The 20,351-nt window shown below is 58.8% G+C and carries 13 protein-coding genes; 5 read left to right on the forward strand and 8 right to left on the reverse strand.

Features of this window, described 5'->3' with window-relative positions:
* Positions 1-10: 10 nt before the first annotated feature.
* Genes OVA10_RS07525 through OVA10_RS07535 form a run of 3 tightly spaced genes read right to left on the reverse strand, consistent with a single transcriptional unit; the run spans position 11 to position 10,255 of the window.
* Complete coding sequence (locus OVA10_RS07525) at positions 11-8,035, reverse strand: two-partner secretion domain-containing protein (protein ID WP_268195701.1); 8,025 nt, start codon at positions 8,033-8,035, stop codon at positions 11-13.
* Positions 8,028-8,576, reverse strand: coding sequence for a toxin-activating lysine-acyltransferase (locus OVA10_RS07530; protein ID WP_181826738.1), 549 nt, complete (start codon positions 8,574-8,576; stop codon positions 8,028-8,030). Before OVA10_RS07530 ends, OVA10_RS07525 begins: the two co-directional genes overlap by 8 nt.
* A complete protein-coding gene (locus OVA10_RS07535) occupies positions 8,576-10,255 on the reverse strand; it encodes a ShlB/FhaC/HecB family hemolysin secretion/activation protein (RefSeq protein WP_268195702.1) in 1,680 nt (559 codons plus the stop codon). Before OVA10_RS07535 ends, OVA10_RS07530 begins: the two co-directional genes overlap by 1 nt.
* A 420-nt stretch (positions 10,256-10,675) precedes the next feature.
* Between OVA10_RS07535 and OVA10_RS07540 the strand changes: the two genes are divergently transcribed.
* The 4 genes from OVA10_RS07540 to OVA10_RS07555 all read left to right on the forward strand — a co-directional run bounded on the left by OVA10_RS07540 (position 10,676) and on the right by OVA10_RS07555 (position 13,526).
* Positions 10,676-11,188, forward strand: coding sequence for a hypothetical protein (locus OVA10_RS07540; RefSeq protein ID WP_268195703.1), 513 nt, complete (start codon positions 10,676-10,678; stop codon positions 11,186-11,188).
* Positions 11,189-11,197: 9 nt separating this feature from the next.
* On the forward strand, positions 11,198-11,647 hold the full coding sequence (locus OVA10_RS07545; protein ID WP_102105394.1) for a DUF421 domain-containing protein: 450 nt from the start codon (positions 11,198-11,200) through the stop codon (positions 11,645-11,647).
* Positions 11,648-11,747: 100 nt separating this feature from the next.
* Positions 11,748-12,929: an aminotransferase-like domain-containing protein gene (locus OVA10_RS07550; protein WP_123428779.1), complete on the forward strand. Its 1,182-nt coding sequence runs from the start codon at positions 11,748-11,750 to the stop codon at positions 12,927-12,929.
* Between the two features lie 78 nt (positions 12,930-13,007).
* Complete coding sequence (locus OVA10_RS07555; RefSeq protein ID WP_268195704.1) at positions 13,008-13,526, forward strand: DUF6622 family protein; 519 nt, start codon at positions 13,008-13,010, stop codon at positions 13,524-13,526.
* Here OVA10_RS07555 and OVA10_RS07560 read toward each other — a convergent pair whose 3' ends face one another.
* Positions 13,527-13,946: a nuclear transport factor 2 family protein gene (locus tag OVA10_RS07560; RefSeq protein WP_123428783.1), complete on the reverse strand. Its 420-nt coding sequence runs from the start codon at positions 13,944-13,946 to the stop codon at positions 13,527-13,529.
* Between the two features lie 98 nt (positions 13,947-14,044).
* Between OVA10_RS07560 and OVA10_RS07565 the strand changes: the two genes are divergently transcribed.
* On the forward strand, positions 14,045-14,755 hold the full coding sequence (locus OVA10_RS07565) for an AraC family transcriptional regulator (protein WP_268195705.1): 711 nt from the start codon (positions 14,045-14,047) through the stop codon (positions 14,753-14,755).
* Here the strand turns inward: OVA10_RS07565 and nudI are convergent.
* The 4 genes from nudI to OVA10_RS07585 all read right to left on the reverse strand — a co-directional run bounded on the left by nudI (position 14,750) and on the right by OVA10_RS07585 (position 20,278).
* A complete protein-coding gene (gene nudI, locus OVA10_RS07570) occupies positions 14,750-15,175 on the reverse strand; it encodes a nucleoside triphosphatase NudI (RefSeq protein WP_123428785.1) in 426 nt (141 codons plus the stop codon). The two genes, OVA10_RS07565 and nudI, sit on opposite strands and share 6 nt — an antisense overlap.
* 336 nt (positions 15,176-15,511) lie before the next feature.
* Positions 15,512-16,681: an HlyD family efflux transporter periplasmic adaptor subunit gene (locus tag OVA10_RS07575; protein ID WP_100780833.1), complete on the reverse strand. Its 1,170-nt coding sequence runs from the start codon at positions 16,679-16,681 to the stop codon at positions 15,512-15,514.
* Between the two features lie 10 nt (positions 16,682-16,691).
* A complete protein-coding gene (locus tag OVA10_RS07580; protein WP_107702989.1) occupies positions 16,692-18,878 on the reverse strand; it encodes a type I secretion system permease/ATPase in 2,187 nt (728 codons plus the stop codon).
* Entirely contained in the window at positions 18,875-20,278 is a 1,404-nt protein-coding gene (locus tag OVA10_RS07585; protein ID WP_100779226.1) for a TolC family outer membrane protein, read from the reverse strand. Before OVA10_RS07585 ends, OVA10_RS07580 begins: the two co-directional genes overlap by 4 nt.
* Between the last annotated feature and the right edge of the window lie 73 nt (positions 20,279-20,351).

Here is a 20,351-nt window from a genome sequence, read left to right on the forward strand (position 1 = left end):
TGTTTTAACCTCATTTGGATGCATTAAAGATAAAGTCCAGCAACTCAGGTGAAACCATTTCGGACATGGCGAAAGGCGTGGCCAGAGGAATCGCGACAACGGTCCAGGTATTTGCCGCGGTTTCCGTTAACGGGTTACGCCCGCGGGAAGTATTCCCTTCGCTGTCATAAAAACCAGGCACTTGACCGCCGATATAATCATGCGTACCGGCATAAGACTCGACGATGGTGTCACCAATATCCCCCCAGAATGTGCCCGGCTTGTATTCGCCGAAGGGAACCAATAATCCTCCGGTTCCCTGGAATCCACCCGTAGGCCCAAAGAGGCTTGCCGCTTCAGGGCTTTTTTTCAGGAAAGCATCGATGGTCGGATATTCGGCATTGCCTTTATAAATGACCCTGCCATTTTCATCACGCAGAAGCACTTTTCCCGCGTCATCAGCCGTCGAGCAGCGTTCATTGGCTGTACCACAGATCACGTCCAGACCAACCCTGACACCGCCAGCTTTAATGCCATCATAGAGACCATTGCTCTCGCCTGAAACGTTGCTGTAGGACTTTTCAGTGTCTGCTATACCCTCGAAGATCAGGGAGTTTTTGATGGTCTCTTCACGCATTTTTGTGGCGGCCAGTGCCAGCGTGCCCTGAGTGATGGCGGTATCCGGCGATCCGGCGACGATCCCCACCAGGGTTTGCAGGAAGCGTCGCTGATATTGCAGTTTATAGACTGCGGTCAGCGCCTCTTGTTGCTTCGCTTTATCGCCCGAATCTATAGCCTGTTTCAACGCAGCTTGTGCCGTTGCCTGCTGCGCGTCGAGCAGTTGCCCAATCTGATTATTCGCATTTTCTTTGAAATCACGCGTCACGCGCACCTGCAAATTCAGCTCTTTAAACACGTCGTCTTTATCGAAGTTATTCTCAAGGCGACCGGAATTCGCTGCCGCCGTTTCGGTGGTGATATCCGTTTTAATGCCGTCGATCGGCTGTGTTTGCCCGTCAGGGCGGGTAATTGTGACATTCTCGGTGTTGATCCCGCTACGGGTGACGGAGCTGTCGCTGCCGCTGTCATGCCCAATCCCAAAACTCGTGCTCTTGTTGAGGGAGGCATAGCCCTGTGCCGGGACATAAGAACCGTCGTCGGTGCGCACGGTTTTGCTGCTTTGCGGCGTGGCGTTATCGCCCAGCCCAAAATCGGTATTCATGCTGGTGGCTCCCCCGACGGCAAACCCGTTGCCTTCATACTCCGAGCTGTTATGAATATCGCTCCAGCTCAGCGTGCCGGTGCTGAACTGGTTATTTCCCGCCAGCTCCGCGCTTTCGCTGGAGGTGATCAGGCCACCCTTAAGGTCCGTGTGATCCTTCACGTTGATCTGATAGCCATCGGTCCCCGCGAAGACGCCGGACTGCTCCTGCACCGAGGCGTAATCGGCATTGACCTTCGACTGCCCGTAATTGCCTGATGCCGCAAAGCCGAAGCCCACCGTGACCTGCCCGCCGGCATTCATCTGCTTACCGTCGTATTTCATGGTGTCCTGCAGACTTTCGATATTCAGGTTGTCGGCGGTGATATCCACCCCTTTGCCCAGCAGCTGGCCGCCACGCAGGGTGGTGGTGCCGCCGCTGATGATCTGGGTCTGACCGTCCATATCACCGACATGGCTGTTGCGCCAGGAGACCTCATCGCCGTTGCCGTGGCCTTTGCCGACGTTCGCGCCAGCGGTGACGCCAAACGAGGCTCCGCCCTGGCCGTAGCTCACTGCCACACCGGCATTCCAGCCGCTGGACTGGTTATCGTCCCGCTCGTGACGCTCCTGTTTTGCCGCCACAATATTAACGTCGTTGTCGGCAAAGAGGGTGGTGCCCTGTTTGCCGCTGACATCGGAGCCAACGATATTGATATTCGACTGTTCGCCGCCGGTTGCCACCACCACCGCCTGTTTACCGGCGTTAACGGTGCTTGCCAGCGCGCTGGTGCTGTTGATCTCTTCCGTATTGGTCTGCTTGCTTTGGCCATAGGTGAGCGACACGCTCACGTTCTGCGCCACGGCCTGCGCGCCGTTCGCCATTAGCCCCTGCGCGGTGTTCATCATCGCGCTGGCAGCACGGGCGCTGTCCCATGCCGCGTTGGCGGCAGCCAGCATGTTGATGCGGTCGTCATTGCTTTTGCCCACGTCCTGCGCGGTTTCCAGCGCGCCGCGAGCCGCCATCACCACCGGTACGTTAACGGCCAGGGTAAAGCCTTTTTGCTCGACGGTCCGTTTGTACTGCGACGCATAGGTGTCCTGCGCCGCCTCGATGGTGACGTTTTTCCCCTGAATCGCGACGTTGCCGTTAGGGGAGGAGACCGAACTGCCGGTCTGACGGTAGTCGTTGCCTGCCAGCATCACCGTATCGCCCTGCAGACTGCCCACCATCGCCCCCTGGCCCGCCAGCGCCTGGCTGGCCTGATCTGTAGTCTCTTTATGGGAGCCGACGGTAAAGCCAATCCCACCGGAGCTTAACAGCCCCGATTTTTTCTCCTGCCTGAGATGCGTCTGGTCATTGCGTCCGCCCATGCTGGTGAGGGTCAGATCGTTACCGGCTTTTAGCGCAACGTTTCCGCTGCCGACGACGCTACTTCCCGCGACCGTCAGGTCATTTCCGGCGATGACTTGCACGGTATTGGCGCTCAGTTCGCTGCCCTGAACAGTCTGTTTGTCCACCGTGTCGCGGGTCGTGGTGGTGGTTTTCGACATCCAGCCGTTGCCGCCCACCACTTTATGCCGCTCGTCGAGCTGGCTTTCGTTGAGCACGCCTTCGATGTTGATATCGCGTGCTGCACCGAGCGCCAGCGCCCCGTCGGATTTAACCGAGGCTCCGCGCGCGTTGATGTCATTTCCCGCCACCAGCGTCACGCCGCCGGTACCGCTGATGCTGCTACCGGTCTGATCGACGCTGCGCTGGTTGAGGGTATTGTCCGCATCCCAGATCAGGCTATCGCTGCGCGCGGTGGTGACCGTGTTCAAATTCAGATCCCGCCCGGCCACCAGCTGCGCTTTGCCGTTCTCGCCGCTGGCGATCACCTGCGCACCTGTCAGGGTAATATCGCGCCCGGACTGCAGCGCCAGTTTGCCGTCATCGTCCTGAACGTAGATGCCGGATACGCTGTCGATGGTGGTGCGGGTAAAGCGGTTTTCGCCGTTAACACTCTCTGCGCTGTTCACGGTACTGGTGACGTTGATATCCCGGCCCGCCGTGGCCTGCAGGCTGCTGCCGCCCACGATGGCCCCGCCAATATTATTGATATCCGTACGGGCGTTGAGGTTAACGTCTGCCGCCTGCAGGGTGCCGGTCTGGTTGGTGATGTTATTCGCATCGAGCTGAAGCACTTTGCGTCCGGCAATGGTACCGCTGTTAAACAGATCGCCATTGAGCTTCATCGATACGTTGTTCCCGGCAATCAGCGCGCCAGATCCGTCAATATCGCCCTGTTTCACTTTGGCGTAGACCTGCGGCACCAGCACGTTTTGCATCGAGCCGTCCGGCATTTTCACCCGGGTATTCACCAGCCAGACGATATCGCCCGTGAGGAGCGCCATCTGTTCTGGCGTCAGCGCCACGCCGAGCTTCAGCGAGTACTGTTTCCCGAAGGTGATCCCTTTATCCATCAGGGATTTAAATTGCTCTTCGTCGTTGCTAAACCCGTCCAGATAGCGCTGGCCGGTGATGCCAATCACCTGTTCGCGCACCAGACGCTGCTCGTAATACCCATCGCCCAGGCGCTTCAGGGTGTTATCGCTGTCGCCGGTTAAGGCGTTTTGCATATAGTCGCTGCCGAGCCACTGCTTTTCGTTAGTGAAGCGCGGGTCTGTTTCCACCAGATAAGGCACGTCCGATGACGGATTGACCTTAAACAGGCTGTTATCCGGCAGGGTGGTGTTTGGACCGATAATGCGAATGGCACCGTCGGCTGGCGTCACTTCAAACTGCTGACCCGCCGGTGGCGTGACCGGCTCGCCGGGCGACACGGTCTGCTGCGGCGACGCGCTGACGCCTCCCGCCTGGCCGATCGCCGTATCCGTGCCCTGCAATACCCGCGGCGTGATGCTCAGGTTACTGCCCTCGACGCTACCGTTACTCACCAGTTGGCCTGGCTTTAAGGCAATGCTCTGAATCGCGGTCGGCGGGGTGTAGAGAGTGCTGCGACGCCCCTGTTCGTCGTCACCTTTGTGGCGGATGCGGTAGTAATGCGTCACGTAACCCGCGTCGGTGGTGTGCCGTTCGCCCGCGACATCGTCGTTGAGCACTGTGCCCATGGCGTCGGTCGAGAGTGTTCCGCCTGCAATAACCTGGCTCTTATCGTTAAACAGCCGATCGCCCGTCAGCGTCATGTTGCCGCCCGAGAGAATTTTCGCCGGATCGCTCTGTTTGATGCGGGTCTCTTCGATAGTGCGGGTGTAGTTATACTCGTTGAAATCGTCGTGCCCGTGGCCGCTCAGCTCCGGCGTATTGAGGTTGCGCAGGCCGTCTGAGGAGTTGCCATCTATCCAGACACCCTCATCGCCCGCTTTCCAGCGGTTGGTGGAGCCTGAGTGCTGGTACTCGGTTAACGGCTCCTGAGAAACCAGCACGATCTCGGTCGCGAAATCGTCATTGATGTTATTGATCTGCCCGGCGGCGAGCGACATATCCCCGGCGGACTCGATGGTGGCGCTGTGGTTATTGATTGCCGCCGCGCGTCCGATCGCGGCGCCGCTCTCGTCCAGCGCGCCGCCGACCCACAGGGTGCCTGCGCTATAGATCAGGGCGTGCGCCTGGTTGTTGAGGGTCTGCACGCCGAGGTCCACGCGCTCGCGTCCGGCAAGCGTTGCCGCCGTACCGTTTTCCGCCAGATTGTTAAAGGTGATAGCGTTAACGCCCACCGCGTCGCCATAGAGACGCCCGGTGCCGATATTATTCAGCGTTTCGGCATTAATGCGGGTGTGAATGCCATCGATCAGGCCGTAGTTCACCAGCGTGCCGGTGGTGGTCAGGGTATTGGTGCCGGCGTTGATTTCACCGCTGGCGCTATTGGTGAGACTGGCGCTCTGCACGTTGAGCGCGCTGCCCGCCAGCAGTTTCCCGCTGTTGGTCACAGCGCCTGGTGTTGTGAAGGTGAGATTGCCGTTAGCGATGACCGCGCCGCTGTTGTTCAGGCCGTTTTCACTGCTCAGATCCATATTCCCGAGCGAGAGCAACTGGCCGCTGCCGTCGATAGTTTGCGCATGCAGATTCAGCGTTTGACCCGCTTTCGCCGTTCCCCCCTGGTTGATGAGGTTCAGCCCGCTACCGGCAATATCCAGCAAGCCGGATGATGCCAGCGCGCCGGAACTGTTGTCCAGCGTACCGGTATTGCGAATGGTCAGGGTCGTGTCGGCCAGCAGGCTGCCGTTCTGGTTGGCGATCGCGTCGGTGTTCAGCGTCACCTGTTGGCCTTCAAGGCCCTGGTTTTCAGCCAGCGTGTTCTGATTGACGAAGGTGATCGCATTTAGCGTCACGCTCTGCCCGCCGCGAATCAAACCGGAGACGTTATCCACCACGCCGCGCGCGCTGTCGATCAGCAGATCGCCCACCGACTGGATCTGCCCGCCGCTGTTTTGCAGGTTATCCGAGTGAAGCGCAGTGGTGGATTCGCCAATCACGCGCCCGCCGCTGCGGTTGTCCATCTGGAGGGTGGCGATGTCTGCCGCACCTTTCGCCGCCAGCGTGCCCGCCTGGTTATCGAGCGTACCGGCGGAGAGATCCAGCGATCCCAGGCTGTTGAGCGTCCCGCTGTTATTACTCAGGCTGGCCGTGGTGATCTGAACGCCATCGCCCTGCAGCAATCCGGCCTGATTGAGTAACTGGCTGGCAGGCGCGAGCGTCAGGCTTTCACCTGCCACCAGCTGCCCGCCAGCGTTGTTGAGCGTTTCGCCGCTGAAGGCGAGGCTTTTCCCGGCGAAAGTCTCGCCGTGGCTGTTATCCAGCACTCCGCCGTTGAGCGTCATCGCATCAACGGCTTTTATCGCACCGCCCTGATTCATAAGCGTGTTAAAGCGGGCGGTGACACTCTGGTTAGAACCGATCTGACCGCTGCGGTTATCCATGTCGCTGCCGTCCAGCGTTAAGGCGCCCTGACTGGCGAGAAAACCGTTCTGATTATCCAGCGCGCCGCTGGTGACGCTGAGCACGCCGTGGGAGAGCAGGGCGCCGGACTGATTGTTCAGGCTGCCGTTGTTCAGCGCGATTGTCGCGCCATCGGCCACAATCACCCCCTGCTGGTTATCGACACCGGCGGCGTCGATGTGCTGGCTTTTCGCCGCTTCGATGCGCCCTCCGGCGTTGCGAAGCGTCTGCGCGCTGTGGATCTCACCGTCGCCTGCGGCGGCGGAGATAAGCCCCCGCTCGTTATTCAGGGAGCCGGTATCGATGCGGGTTTTCCCCGCCACAGCAACCACCTGGCCGCCCGTGTTGTTCAGCGATTGCGCGTGTAGCGACACACCCTGCGTCGCGGCGATCTGCCCCTGCTGGTTATCGATCTCGCCCTTGAGATCCATCGCCAGCGCGTTTTTCCCGCTCTGAATCACTTTTCCCTGTTGGTTGGAGAGGTCGTGCGCACTGAGATTAACCGTCTCGGCGCTGAGGGAACCGCCGCTGTTGTTAAGGCGTTTTCCGGCCCGGGCTGTGAGTTCGTTGGCACTGACCTGCGCGCTGGCGGTGGTGAGATCGCCTGCGCGGCCGTCGAGCAACACCCGTTTGCCCTGGGTCTGGCTGCCGCTGATATCCACACCCTGACCTGTGACGCTGATATCGCCGCCTGCCAGCGTCTGGCCGTGGGCGTTCAGTTGACCGTTGCTGCTCAGGGTTAAATTCCCTGCGCTTGCCAGTTTGCCGTCGTTTTTCACCCCGGCGGCCAGCACGCTGTTTTTCTCACTGGTGAGCGTAGCGGCTTTCACCTGGGCGTTATTGCCCGCCGTGAGCGCGCCCCGGTTAGCGAATTCGCCGGCGGTTTGCACCGCCACGTTTTCACTGCCCCGAATGACGCCGCTGTTTTCGATGCGCCCGTCGGCGGTGAGGGTCACGCTACCGGCCTGGGCACCCATCGCCCCGGCGTTACGCACGCCGACCCCTTTTTCCGTCCCGACCATGCGGATTTTACCGGCATACATTCCGCCGAGACTGGCGACATCCACCGCCAGCTGCGGTCGCGTGGCGATGTCATCGGCGCCTTTTTCAATGCGTTCATGCGCGGCATCGACGTTGTTGCGTCCGGTGGTAACTTTCAGATCCTTGGCCCACAGCCCGGCATTCACTTTGACCGAGCGGGCGATGATATCGGTGTAATCCGCGCCGGAGGTGTCCATCCCGGCACCGTCCACCACCACTTCACCGCGTTCCACGTTGTACCCGGTGAGATTGCCGTTGGTCATCTGCGCCTGGCCGGTGGTGAGCGTCGCGCGGTTGGCGTTGATAAACCCGCACCCGCTACAGGTAATACCCGACGGGTTGGCGATCACCACCTGCGCTTTTTTCCCCGCGACTTCAATCATGCCGTTCAGTTTGCTCGGGTCGCGGGAGCTGACTTCGTTCAGAATCACTTTCGCTTCGCCCTTGGCGAGCCACGGGTTGCCCGACACCATGCCGCCCAGCTGCGTCTGGGTATTTTTATGCGAGTTATTGAGGATTGCGCCTTTCTGGCTGACGTCAAACTGGGTGTAGTTATTGCGCGACACCCCGGCTTTGGAAGGGGTCTGGATATTCACCTGCGGCGTGCCGTTGGCGCTGGTGATCACCGTCGGCTGCTGGTTTTTTGGCGCCCCCGCGTTGGCCACAATATTGGCCTGCGCCGTCTGTATCGCACCCATTGCCAGCCAGAGACTCAGACTCATGGCACTGATTTTACCGATAAGCTGGCTGTGGGTATGGCCGATCCCGGCGGCACGCGTGGTCCCGGCGCGACCCGAACGGGCAATATCTGCCACCACCATCAGCATGCCGCGCGCTTTGTTGAAGACGATACGATACAGATTCTTATTCATGGGTCGTTCCTTTAAACGCTTGCGGCAGCGGGGCGGCGAGCGGGTGGTTCAGTTGCCAGCGTTGTGCGGCTTCTCGGGTGACGTGTTTGCCGTGGAACATCACGACGCGCTTGCCGCGCTCGGCACCACGGTGATACAGCGCCCGCCAGCAGTGTTCGGCAAAGAGGTCGTGGCGAATCAAGGTTTGCATGGCGCGGGTGTGACCGAAGGGGGCAATCCAGTCGCAAAACCAGATGCGGTCGCCGCTATCCCAGTCCTCTTCTTTCATCTCTATGGACGGACGCGTGAGGAAGCGGGCTTCTGCCTCTTCGTTCAGCCATGCCCAGCTGAGAAAGAACACCGGGCGTTCGTTCTCCACCACCAGCACGTACTGCTGGCGTTTGATGATGGGCAGCAGGAGCGTCGGCAGGGTATGCAGCGGTGCATCCCGGTGCATGGGCGAGTGCATCCACAGCCAGACGGTGGCCCCCAACACTTCGGCTTCGTTTTGTTCGCCCCCGAGGAGCAGCGGGGCTTTGATATCCAGATTGCCTATGCGCATTACCAGCTCCAGTTGAGGTTGAACCCCAGGGTGAGGGAACTGGTGTGGAACCCGTCAGGTTTTGAGAATGGCGTGCCTGCAAACAGGTCATAGCCGGTGTTGAAAGCGCTTCCGCGCAGACCCACAACGCCACCGGCCAGATGTTTGCCGATTAGCGGGTCTGAGCTGTAGCCGCCGACTTCACCGTAGTCGGCACCCAGGTAAAGCTCCTGATTGGGCAGCGGCGTGCTCCAGCCCAGATCGTTACGCACATACCAGCCGTGGCTGGCGTTTAGGGTGCGCTCACCGTCAAAGCCCCGCACCGTCCAGCGGTTGCCGATGGCAAATTGATCCTGCGGTGTCAGCGGTGTGTTGCTTATCTGGCGCAGGTACTGAACGTTGTAACGGAACTGCTGCGTGCCAATTTCAAACGGTAAATCGAGCTGAGCGTTGAGCTGGAGGATTTTGCTGAGCGCCGTGGCCTCGCCAAACGCCTCCTCGGGTGCCGGCTGAGCGCCGAACCAGCGGGTGCCGCGCTGATAGCTCACCCCCGCATCCACGCTGGCCTGGCCGATATAGTGGCGGTGCTGTAACCCCAGACGCCAGCCCGCCGTCTGCCTGCGCTGGACGCCCACTTCCGTGTCATCCACATAGTTGCGCGTTTCTCGCGCCAGCACGTCCGCCGTCAGGGTCGTTTTCTGTGAACCGCTGCGGTGCAGCACGCGGCTGAGCTGGATGTCCAGGTTTTTGCTTTTACCGCTGTAGCGGTAATCCTGATTCTGGCCTGCAACGGTCTGGTGATAATCGTAATCACTGCCGGTCACGCCCAGCGTCCAGTAGCCAAACGGCACAGAATAGTGGCCGGTGTAGTTCTTGCTGCCTTTGCCGCCGTGATCGTTGAGGTCGTGGCTGGCGGAGACGTACAGCAGATCGCTAAGTGAGAAAGGATTGTCCAGCGACAGCGTCACGCCGCCCTGATAGCGCCCGGTGGTCTCGGTGCCCGCGTCATCCAATGACAAGCCCAGCCGCCACATTTTTGACTGCTTGCGGGTGATCACCACGTCGCTTTCACCGGGCTGTTCGCCGGGAACAATTTCCATGCTGGCTTCTACGGTCGGCAAGCGCTGAAGGTTCTCCAGCCCCTGTTCGATATCGCGCAGATCCAGCAGGTTACCCGCGTGCGCCGGGAAGCTGCTGTAGAGCTGAATATAATCGTCGCTGTCCTCTGTGAGCCGGACGTGGCGGATATAGCCCGGCACAATCGCCAGCTTCAGCGTGCCGCTCTTAAGATCCTGAGTGGGCGCCAGCACGCGGGTGGTGATCCAGCCGTGGTCGACGAGGCGGTTTTGCATCGTGCTCATAAGCAGGTTGATGCCTTTTCCGCCCAGACAACGGCCCTGCGCCTGGTCGGCAATTCGCTGCAGCGGTAGCCAGCGGGGAAGCGCGTCCTGCCCGGTGAGGGTCACATTGCGAATGGGAAAGCAGGGCGTTTCGACAGGAAAGGCGATTTTGCCAAAGCTGGATGACGGCTCGGAGAGACGCACATCGGGCACGGGCGGGGTGAGTTGCTGTTCCAGCGCTTTCTGGCGTTGCTGCTGAATAATAAATTGATTATCCGGCTCGGCGGCGTGAGCAGGAAGCAGGAAAGACAACCCTGCGGCGGTTGATATTATTATGGCGAATTGGGATCGGGCTATCATCGGACATTCCGTGCTGTGTAAGCAAAATGGATGCAATGTGAATTTGTGTAAGATTGTTTAAATATTGAAGAGTGAATAAAAGGGGGATTAATCCTAAAGGACGGGATATACCGGTGTGCGTTATCCCTAATTCTGGTAGGTGAGTCTGCGCGCGGGAATAAAAAGGATTGAGAAGAACGATATCGCTATATACCCCTGGTGACGTTAAGTGAAATAAATCCCTTTATTCTGAATGCCTGTGACACACATAGCGGGCAGGGGAAAGAGATAAATGCACGCTGACCTCCCGAAACGGCGGATCTGACTTACTATTAAGGCAGATTTCCGTGCGTTCTTCCGGCATAGAAGACGAGGGGCACGGAGTATTGTGCTTAATACTCAATGGCCTATAAAAGGCAGGCGAAACGGTTGAGGTGATAAATGTCGAGTCTGAAAGACGAACAAGAGGCATTACCTGGCGTGAAGGAAAATCGTTTTGCCCTCACCCTGGAGGCGCGATTTCGCCAGGTGGGATTTGCGGTTTTATTACTTATTTTACTGCTGGCGCTGGGCGGTTTCTTTTCTACGGGATATTTCAGTTCGGCAGAAAAAACAAATAATAACCAGACATTACACCTTTATTACGAGCGTTTTGGGCGGCTGCAAACAGAATTTAAACTCAGGGCAACAGTCCCCTCCTCAAATACCGGACACTATATTTTTCGTTTCGACGGCGATGTCAGGGATAATTTCCAGCCCGGCACCCTCTCGCCCCAGCCCGATCGGATGTACAGCCAGGGAAAAGCCATCGTCCTGGTTTACAACACAATCAAAAGTCAGCGTGATTTCTCTGTGACCCTGTACCTCACACCCACGACGCCCGGAAAAGCGGTGAACCGGATAACCGTTAACGATGAGCCGGAAATCGCTTTCTGGCAGTTTATTTATCCCTAGGAGCGCAATATGGAGATGGTCTTTCGGGCACTGGCGATCTACCTGATTTTGCTGGTGGTGTTTAAAGTGGCGGGGCGTCGGGCGTTATTGCAGATGACCAGCTTTGATCTGATCTTATTGCTGATTATTAGCGAAGCCACACAGCAGGCGCTGCTGGGGAATGATTTTTCGGTGACCGGGGCGATGATCACCATCGTGACGCTGGTGGTGGTGGATATTCTCTTTGGCCTGATGAAGAAAACCTTTGCCGGGGCGGAGGACGTGCTCGATGGCTCTCCGGTGATCCTGGTGGAAAATGGGATGCCCCTTACGGACAAGCTGCGGAAAGTGGATGTCTCCTGCGATGATATTCTGGTCGCAGCGCGGCAGAACCAGGGCATCACCGAGTTCAGCAAAATCAAATACGCCATTCTGGAGCGCAACGGTCACATTTCAATCATTCCGCAAGAGCGTGATTAATCCGGGCAAAAAAGCAGTAAATGTGATGATCACTGCCCCGCAGATGTGTTACTAACACCATGTAGTCACTAAAAAAACAGAAAAACAGGGTATCGACAGTATGTCTAAAAACAAACTCGCCAGCAGCGTGCAGAGCCTGCAATCCTCCGCCATCCGTGAATTATTAAAACACAGCAAAATGCCGGGCGTGATCTCCCTCGGCGGCGGCATCCCCAATCCCGATCTTTTCGATCACGAAGGGTTACAGATTGCGGCTGATGCGGTGTTATCCCGCCATTTTGGTGAAGCATTCCAGTACGGTCTGAGTGAAGGCTATCCGGGACTGCGCGACGCGATCGGGCAGATCTGCGCCGACCGTGGGATCGCCTGTCAGGCCGATGACGTGGTGGTCACCTCAGGCTCCCAGCAGTCGCTGGATATTCTGGCCCGCGCGCTGATCAATCCCGGCGATACCGTGGTCGTGGAGCGTCCGACCTATCTCGCCGCGCTGCAGGTCTTTAGTCTGGCGCAGGCCCAACTTGAATCTGTCGGCACCGATGGGGAAGGGATGAAAGTTGATGAACTGGAAGCCCTGGTCAGCCGTAAAACCATCAAAGCCGTCTATATCGTGCCGACGTTTGGTAACCCAGGCGGCGTGACGCTCTCCGAAAACCGCCGCAAACAGTTGGTCGAGCTATCAAAACGCTATGATTTCGTGATTATCGAAGACGACCCCTACAGCGAAATTAACTACACCTCTGACGTGTTCCGCCCGCTGATGGCTCATGCCAAAGCGATAGGCAACGAAGATAACGTCGTCTATACCTCGACGTTCTCCAAAATCCTCGCACCCGGCACGCGCGTCGGCTGGCTGGTGGTGCCTGAATGGCTGAAACGGGCGGTGGTGAATCTCAAGCAAACCACTGATTTGCATACCAGCACCTTGTCGCAGCTGATGACTTACGAATATCTGCAAACCGGGCGTCTGGCCGGGCAGATTGCGCTGATTCGCGATGCCTATCGCCAGAAATATCAGACCTTTGCGAATGAGCTGGAAAAAGAGCTGGGTGATGTGCTGACCTTCCATAAACCGAAGGGCGGGATGTTCCTGTGGGCGAAATTCAACAACGGTCTTAATACCACCGAATGGCTGGCGAAGACGCTGGCGAACGGCGTGGTGTTCGTGCCCGGTGAGTTCTTCTATTGCAGCGAACCCGATCGCGCGACGCTGCGCATGTCGTTTGTCACGGCCACGGATGAGCAACTGAAAGAAGCGGTTCGCCGCCTGAAAATTTCGCTCTGAACAGCCTTACGCATGATGGCGTCGCCGCTGTCATGCGTAATAATTACCCGGTGCGAAATATCACTGACGGTAAAACCCATGACTGAATTCATCACCGGTGTGGTTACCCATACGCCCGTCTGGGTGTGGGTGCTGTTTGTCTTTCTCATCACTCGCGGCATCAAAGCACGCAAACCCGCCATCGTGACGCTGGAAAAACTCGCGATTATCCCCGCCATTTTTCTTTTCTGGGATATCTACGATCTGGTGGTGTTCCGCAAACTCACCGTCGCCAGCAGCGCCCTGTGGATCGCCGGTTTGCTGGCAGGCGCAGCGCTGGGCTATTTGCTCATCAAACAGACGGCGGTAACGCGCGCGGAACCTCCGCGCAGTCTGTACCGGCAGGCCGACGACTCGGCGCTGCCACTGATGATGCTGGCGTTTGGCGTGAAATACGTGCTCGGGGTGATGACTGCCGTTTCCCCCGCCACGCTGCAGCAGCCCGGAATGAGCGCATTTGCGATTATCTCCGGCGGCGTTTTTGCGGGCGTGTTTGTCGGAAAATTTACCCGCTATGTGCGCGTGTATCTCTTCGCTTCACAGCAGCACGTGAGTTAACTACGACGTCGCGCTGGCAAGGGATTTGTCGGCGTGGTCGCCCTTTATCACTCGGGTCACTTCATCTATTCGCCAGATTTTCCCCTCGCGCAGGCGGGCAAACAGGTACACCTCAATTTCTGACGTTTGTCCGTCCGTTTTGCTTACGGTGACGATATGGCGGTCTGCCAGCAGATGCGGCGTGCAGCATGCCTGCTCGACCCTGAAGGTGATCCCGTTAGTTTGCGTGCGGACGTGATCTAAATGCCGTACAAATTCAGCGAAATTGAGCGCGTTACCGTCCGTATGCTGCTGGTAGTCATTCGAGAAAATCTCTGCCGGCGCCAGCGTTCCCGCGAAAAGATCGGTTAACAGCCGTTGGGTGAGGGCGCGGCAGGACGATTCGTCAGAGGCAGCCTGCAGGTCAGTGATGAGGGACATTGTTGTGCTCCTTTAAAAGGGGTGAGAGCACATTATCCTTGACAGAATCTGGCGTAGTTTCTGTAATCAGGCAATCAATAACGATTTTCGGCCAAACTATGTTGATGACCGCTGAACCTCTTCGCCATCCATCGGGCTATCGAACCGACTGGCATGCGCACGCCACCGGCCAGCTCTGCCGTATTACCTCGGGCCTGCTGATTATCGAGACCGAAAAGGGGCGCTGGGTGGTGCCGCGAGAGCATATCGGCTGGATCCCGCCGGGGTTGCGTCATGCCGCGCTGTCGGAAAGCGCCATTGAGGGCCAGTCTCTGTATCTGGATTCAGCCGGTTGTTCAGCCCTGCCCGAGCAACCGGCGGTTTTCGAACCGGAAAGGCTGTGCGAGGCGCTGTTCCTGCGACTGTGCCAGGCGGGCGAGGGGGCAGATCCGCAGATGATCTCCATGCTCACCCGCGAGCTGGCTCAGTCCCGACAGGATCGCTTTCGGCTGCCGATGCCCGCTCACCCGCGTTTACTGAAAATCGCGCGCACGCTGCTGAACGCCGTGGACGATGTGCTCCCGGTGGAAGAGTATGCGCGCCAGTCCGGGATGAGCGTGCGCACGTTTCACCGGCAGTTCAGCGCCGCGACGGGCATGAATTTTGTGAACTGGCGGCAGCTGGCCCGTGTGATCAGGGCAATGGAGTGGCTGGAGGAGGGAAAACCCGTGGGATGGATTGCGCTGTCGTGCGGCTACAACAGCATCAGCGCATTCATTGAGGTCTTTCGCACCTACACCGGCAAAACGCCGGGACAGTGGGGGTTATAACAAACCCTTTTGCGCAAACGTAAAACGGGTGGCTTCGTTGAGATCCAGCGTTTTTAAGGCCTCCGGCTGCACCCACGCGATCTCCTGAAACTCTTCGTTAAAGGTTACATCGCGGTTGGCGCTGACGCAGTCGAAGATAAGGTAAATCATATAGATCTCTTCGGTGCTGCCGTCGGCATAGGTTTTCACCCGGATATCATCGCGAAACGCCCAGGGTTTGACGGCGGTGATCTCAAGCGCATCGCCCAGCTCTTCGCGAATTTCGCGCCGCAGCGCCTGCTCCATGGTTTCACCCGGTTCCATACCGCCGCCCGACAGCGCCCACTGGCCAGGAAACACACCGCGATCCGCCGCCATTTTGCACAGCAGATAGGTCCCGTCGTTCTGGATAATCGGACAAACAATCGTTCTCTGGCGCATGTTCACTCCCTGAATTTTTTATGTTGGCGGTACTGTAGCAGAGTTCAGGGGGGAAAAATAAAACGTGTCGGATGTTACTGCGCTTCCCCCATATGCGGAGTCATGTAGGCCCGGTAAGCGTAATGTCACCGATACGTTTTGAGGGAGGGGGCCGACATATCAATACGTTCAAATATCTTTAAACGTTACTCTGCACATTCACGGGTATCGTCGTGACAGAGAAGCAAGAAACCCAAGGTGAATTGGTTTATCCCCCCTGGCGCAGGTTTTCTCTCTTTGAACCCCTCTCCCGGTGGGGATGAGGGGATCGAATATGCACAAACTAATGCTGGTACTCTACCGCTCCCGCAGCGCCTCTTTCGCCCGGTTAAACGGCTTAATCATATAATCCATCACCGATTTCTCTCCGGTTTTGATATCCACCGTGGCAATCATCCCAGGCACAATCGAGAATTTGCGCCCCGCTTTATTGACCAGATAATCCTGGCTGGTGCGAATAAACACGCGGTAATAGAACACTTCGGGTTTGGCTTCGTCCTGAATGGTGTCTGGCGAAATGGTTTCGACCACGCCGTGCAGCCCGCCGTAGATGGCGTAATCGTAGGCGGTGATTTTAACCAGCGCTTTTTGCTCCGGGTGGATAAAGGCGATATCGCGCGGTGACAGGCGGGTTTCGATCAGCAGGTGATCGTCCACCGGCACAATCTCCATCAGCTCGCCGTTCGGGGGGATAACCCCGCCGATGGTCGTCACCTTGATATTTTTCACGATCCCACGCACCGGCGATCGCACGGTCAGGCGCGTCACGGAATCCTCGCGGCCTTTCAGCACCGCCGAGACCATATCGACTTCCGCATTGGCTTTCGACAGCGCCTCGCGGGCCTGCACGTAGTATTGCGAACGCACGTCCGTCAGCTTCAGTTCCAGATCGCTTTTTTGCCGCTGCAGGCGTAACTCCTCCACGTGGCTGGCCGCTCCGGTTTTGATCAGCCGCTGGGTGATAGCCAGCTCTTTATTCGCGAGGCTCAGGGCAGCTTTCAGCTCGCGCTGAGTGTCCTCCAGCTGCGCGCGGCGCGAGGTGTAGAGCCGGGTTTCGGCGGCGATCAGCTCCGGCCACTGTTTCAGGGAGGGGGGAAAGACCAGCGGCAGATCGTTCACTTCGGCGGTGAGGCGTACGCTGGAGGCCAGCGATGCACGATAGCGCGCCGCGCTTTCACCAACGTTAGATTCTGAACGTGTGGGATCGAGTCGCGCCAGCACCTGACCCGCCTGCACCACGTTGCCTTCGCGCACGTTCAGTTCGGTCAGGATCCCGCCGTCGAGGGACTGCAACACCTGCTCGCGCGAGCTGGGGATCACTTTCCCCGTCCCGGTTGAAACCTCGTCGAGAATGCCAAACCACGCCCACACGCCGACGATAATAAACAGCAGCAGGGAGAGGATCACGATGCGCCGCGCGCCGGAGTAACCGCTTTCGGAGTCGAGAGCGTTATCGAGATCGTCCATCGCCGCGACATCACGCTGACTGATTTTCATTTTTCCACTCCCGTCCGTTTGCCTGTTGCTGCATGCGGCTGTTGCTCAGGGCCTGCGCTTTTGGCGCGTCCATCACCAGCATGCCCTCTTTCAGCACCACCACGCGCTCCACCAGCTCCAGCACCGGCACGCGGTGGGTGGCGACGATCAGCGTCCGGTTGCCGAGCCACGCGCCGAGATGCTGAAGAAACTCGCGCTCCGTGTGCTCATCCAGTGAGGCGGTCGGTTCATCGAGCAGCACGATATTGGGATCGCGCAGGAACATGCGCGCCAGCAAAATCGACTGACGCTGCCCGCCAGACAGCCCCACGCCGTTCTCCATGATCGGATAGTCGAGACCTTTCGGCAGCTTTTGCACAAAGCTCGCCGCACCGCACATCTCCAGCACGGCGAAGATCTCTTCATCCGTGGCGCGCGGCATCCCAAGCGTGATGTTCTCCCGCAGAGTGCCGTAGAACAGCCGCGCGTTTTGGGTCATAAAGCCGACGTTGCGCCGCAGATCCGCGACGTCCAGATGCGGCAGACTAAGGTTGTCGAGCCGCAGCTCGCCGCCTGCCAGATCCATTCCGCCCGACAGCGCCTGTAACAGGGTGGATTTCCCTGCGCCGTTACGCCCGAGGATCGCCACTTTCTCGCCGGGTTTGATCTCCAGGCGGTTAATGCGCAGGGCCATACGCGGATCTTCCGGGTGATAGCGAAACTGCGCCTGATCGAACAGGTAGTGCCCGCGGAGCACGTCCTGGCGGATCGGCGTCTCTTCGCGCTGGTTTTCCGTTGGCAGCTGCATGATGCTGTCCAGCCCCTCTTTGGCGGCTTTCACCTGCTGCCAGCGCGCCAGCACGCCGCACAGGGTCGCCATCGGGGCGATCATCCGCGACGCCAGCATCGAGGCCGCCACCACCGAACCGGTGGTTAAGGTGCCGTCGATCACCATCGGCGCGCCGACCACGATCACCCCGGCGTACACCAGGCTTTGAATGGTCATCCCCCAGCTGATCAGGTTTTGCGTCAGTTCGCGGGTGCGCAGGCCGGACTCAGCGGTGATCTGGATATAGCTGTTCCACTGCTGCAAAAAGCGGTTTTCCGCCTGCATCAGCTTGATGTCCTCCAGCCCTTGTACGCTCTCGACCAGCACCGCGTTGCGCAGGGTCGATTCATGGGCTGACTGCTTCGCCAGCGCCGCGAGTTTTTTCTGCAGTAGCAGGCCGGGCAGCACCATCAGCACGGCAGCGACGGGGGCGATCCAGGCTAATTGCGGCGCGATGATCGCCAGCACCACCACGAACAGGAAGAAGAACGGCAGATCGACGATGGTGGAAATGGTGGAGGAGGTGACCATCTCGCGGATCTGCTCCAGCTCGCGCAGCTGCGAAATAAAGCTCCCGGTTGAGCGCGGGATCGCGCTGTTACGCAGGCGCAGGGCGTGGCCAAACACCCGATCCGACACCCGCAGATCGGCGCGTTTTCCCAGCAGGTCCATGATGTGGCCGCGCGCGACACGCAGCACAAAGCCAAACAGCGTGGCGATCAGCACGCCGATGGTCAGCACGTAAAGCGTCGGATAGGACTGGGCGGGGATCACCCGGTCGTAAACCTGCATTGAAAACACGATCCCGGAGAGGGAGAGGACGTTGATGAACAGCGCCGCCAGCATCACCCAGGTATAGGGACGCATGTCGCGCATCACCAGCCGGTAGAGCCAGTCGGGGCGGTATTTGGAAATATAGGCATCCACGCGGCTGTCTTTTAGCGCCGCCAGCGGGCGCAGGGCGACCACGTGACGAATGGCGGGCAGCAGAGCGGTCATCGACACGCGGTTGTTGTGCGGTGTGGTGTCGATAAAGTTGATATCAAGGGTGTCGTCGCCGTCGAAATGTTCAATGACGCCGATTTTGCCCTCGTTAAGCTCCACCACCACCGGCAGTTTCCAGCTGTTGATGGACTGCTCCGTGGCGGTCAGCAGCTGAAAGGAAAGTCCTGCTTCGCGCGCCAGTTGAGTCAGCGCCGGTACCATGGGTTTGCCCTTCAGCCATGGCGCCCCGGCCACCAGTGCGCCTGGGGAGCAGGCCACGCGATAGCGGCTGGCGACGTAGCCAAACGCCTGCGCCCAGTGCTCCAGCGTCTCTTCGGGAATACTTTCGTCCTGCGGATTATCGGTTTGCTTCATGGCTGGATCTCCACAGTCTGAATGGTGCGGTTCTCAAGATCGAACGAATGACGCAAAAGGCCCGTGTTGTACAAGCAGCTCAGCTCCAGCTGGTGGAGCTGTCCGGCGGTTTGCTGCTGGGTAAAACGTGCCTGATACACCTCCTGCTCGGCGTTGAGCACGTCGAGCAGCGGCCGTGAGCCGAGATCGAGATATTGCTGTTGATAGAGTTCGCGGGTGCGGACGCTGAGCGCCTCCTGCCGGGCCTGGATTTGCAGGGTGCTCAGCAGGCTCATCACCTGGCTGCGTGATTCAAGCAGCTTCTGGCGCACGTCGAGGCGGGTGCGTTGAATGGTTGACTGCGCGGCTTCAACGGCATGCCCGGCGGCGTTGCGCCGGGCGGTAAGACCACCGCCCTGATAGAGCGGCATCTGCACTTTGACCCACGCGGAATACTGGGTGCGATCCAGCGAATCGTTGCCCGCATAGCGGTCGTTGAGGTAGTGGCGCACTTCCGGCTCCAGCGAGACGGTCGGCGTCATTTGCGCGTTAGCATAGTCGAGATTGGCCTGCGCGACGTTGGCCTGCGCCCATGCGGAGAGCACGGCGGGCACCAGACGGTCGTCCGGCTCGGCGACGTCGCAGCTGCGGGCCAGTTTTGCCGGGAAATCGTTGCTGATGGTGTTCAGGCTGTTCCAGCCGAGAAAGCTCATCAGCGTGGCGCGGGAGCTGTCGAGGCTGGCCTGATACTGCATGAGCTGCGCCCGCGCGCCTTCGATGCGGGCGTCGGTCTGCACCACGTCCGAAAGGGAGCTTGCCCCTTCGTCGTTGCGCTGACGCGCCAGCGAGCCGATGGACGACAGCGCATCCAGCTGCTCTTTGGCGGTCTCAACCATTTGCTGCCAGGTCTGCACCTGCACCATTGCCAGGGCGGTATCGTGGGCGATGGTATCAATGCTCACCAGCACGTTGGCCTGCTGCTGCGCCACGCCCGCGCTTTCGGCTCGCACCTGGCTTGCCACTTTGCCAAAGTCGTAGAGCATTTGTGAAACAGAGAGCACCAGCGACGGGGTAAAGCCGTTGTCGCTGCCGTCGTGGGTATAGCCGCCGTCCATTCCCGCGTTGACCTGCGGATAGTATTTCGATTTGGCGACGTCGACCTGTTCTGATTGTTCGTAGAGTTTACCGACCGCTTCGCTGATGGTCGGATGCCAGCTGACGGCGCGGTTTACGGCATCGCCCAGCAGCAGCGTACCCGGAGCGGCTTTGTTGGCGACGGGCGCAACGCGGCCATTCAGGGACGGCAGCTCCTGTTCTTCACTCAGCAGGCCGGTGTTGATTACGCCCGCAGGGTTAGCCGCGAGAACGGGCACAGATATCAGGCAGCACGAGAGCCACCAGTAAGGCATCTTCTTTCCCATGTCATGTCCCTAATAAATTTGTACTTTTTATTCTTGATGCCCGGGCGCTGAACGCCCGGGTCAGTTGTGTTGT

The sequence above is a fragment of the Lelliottia sp. SL45 genome (assembly GCF_026672535.1).
Lineage (GTDB): Bacteria > Pseudomonadota > Gammaproteobacteria > Enterobacterales > Enterobacteriaceae > Enterobacter > Enterobacter nimipressuralis.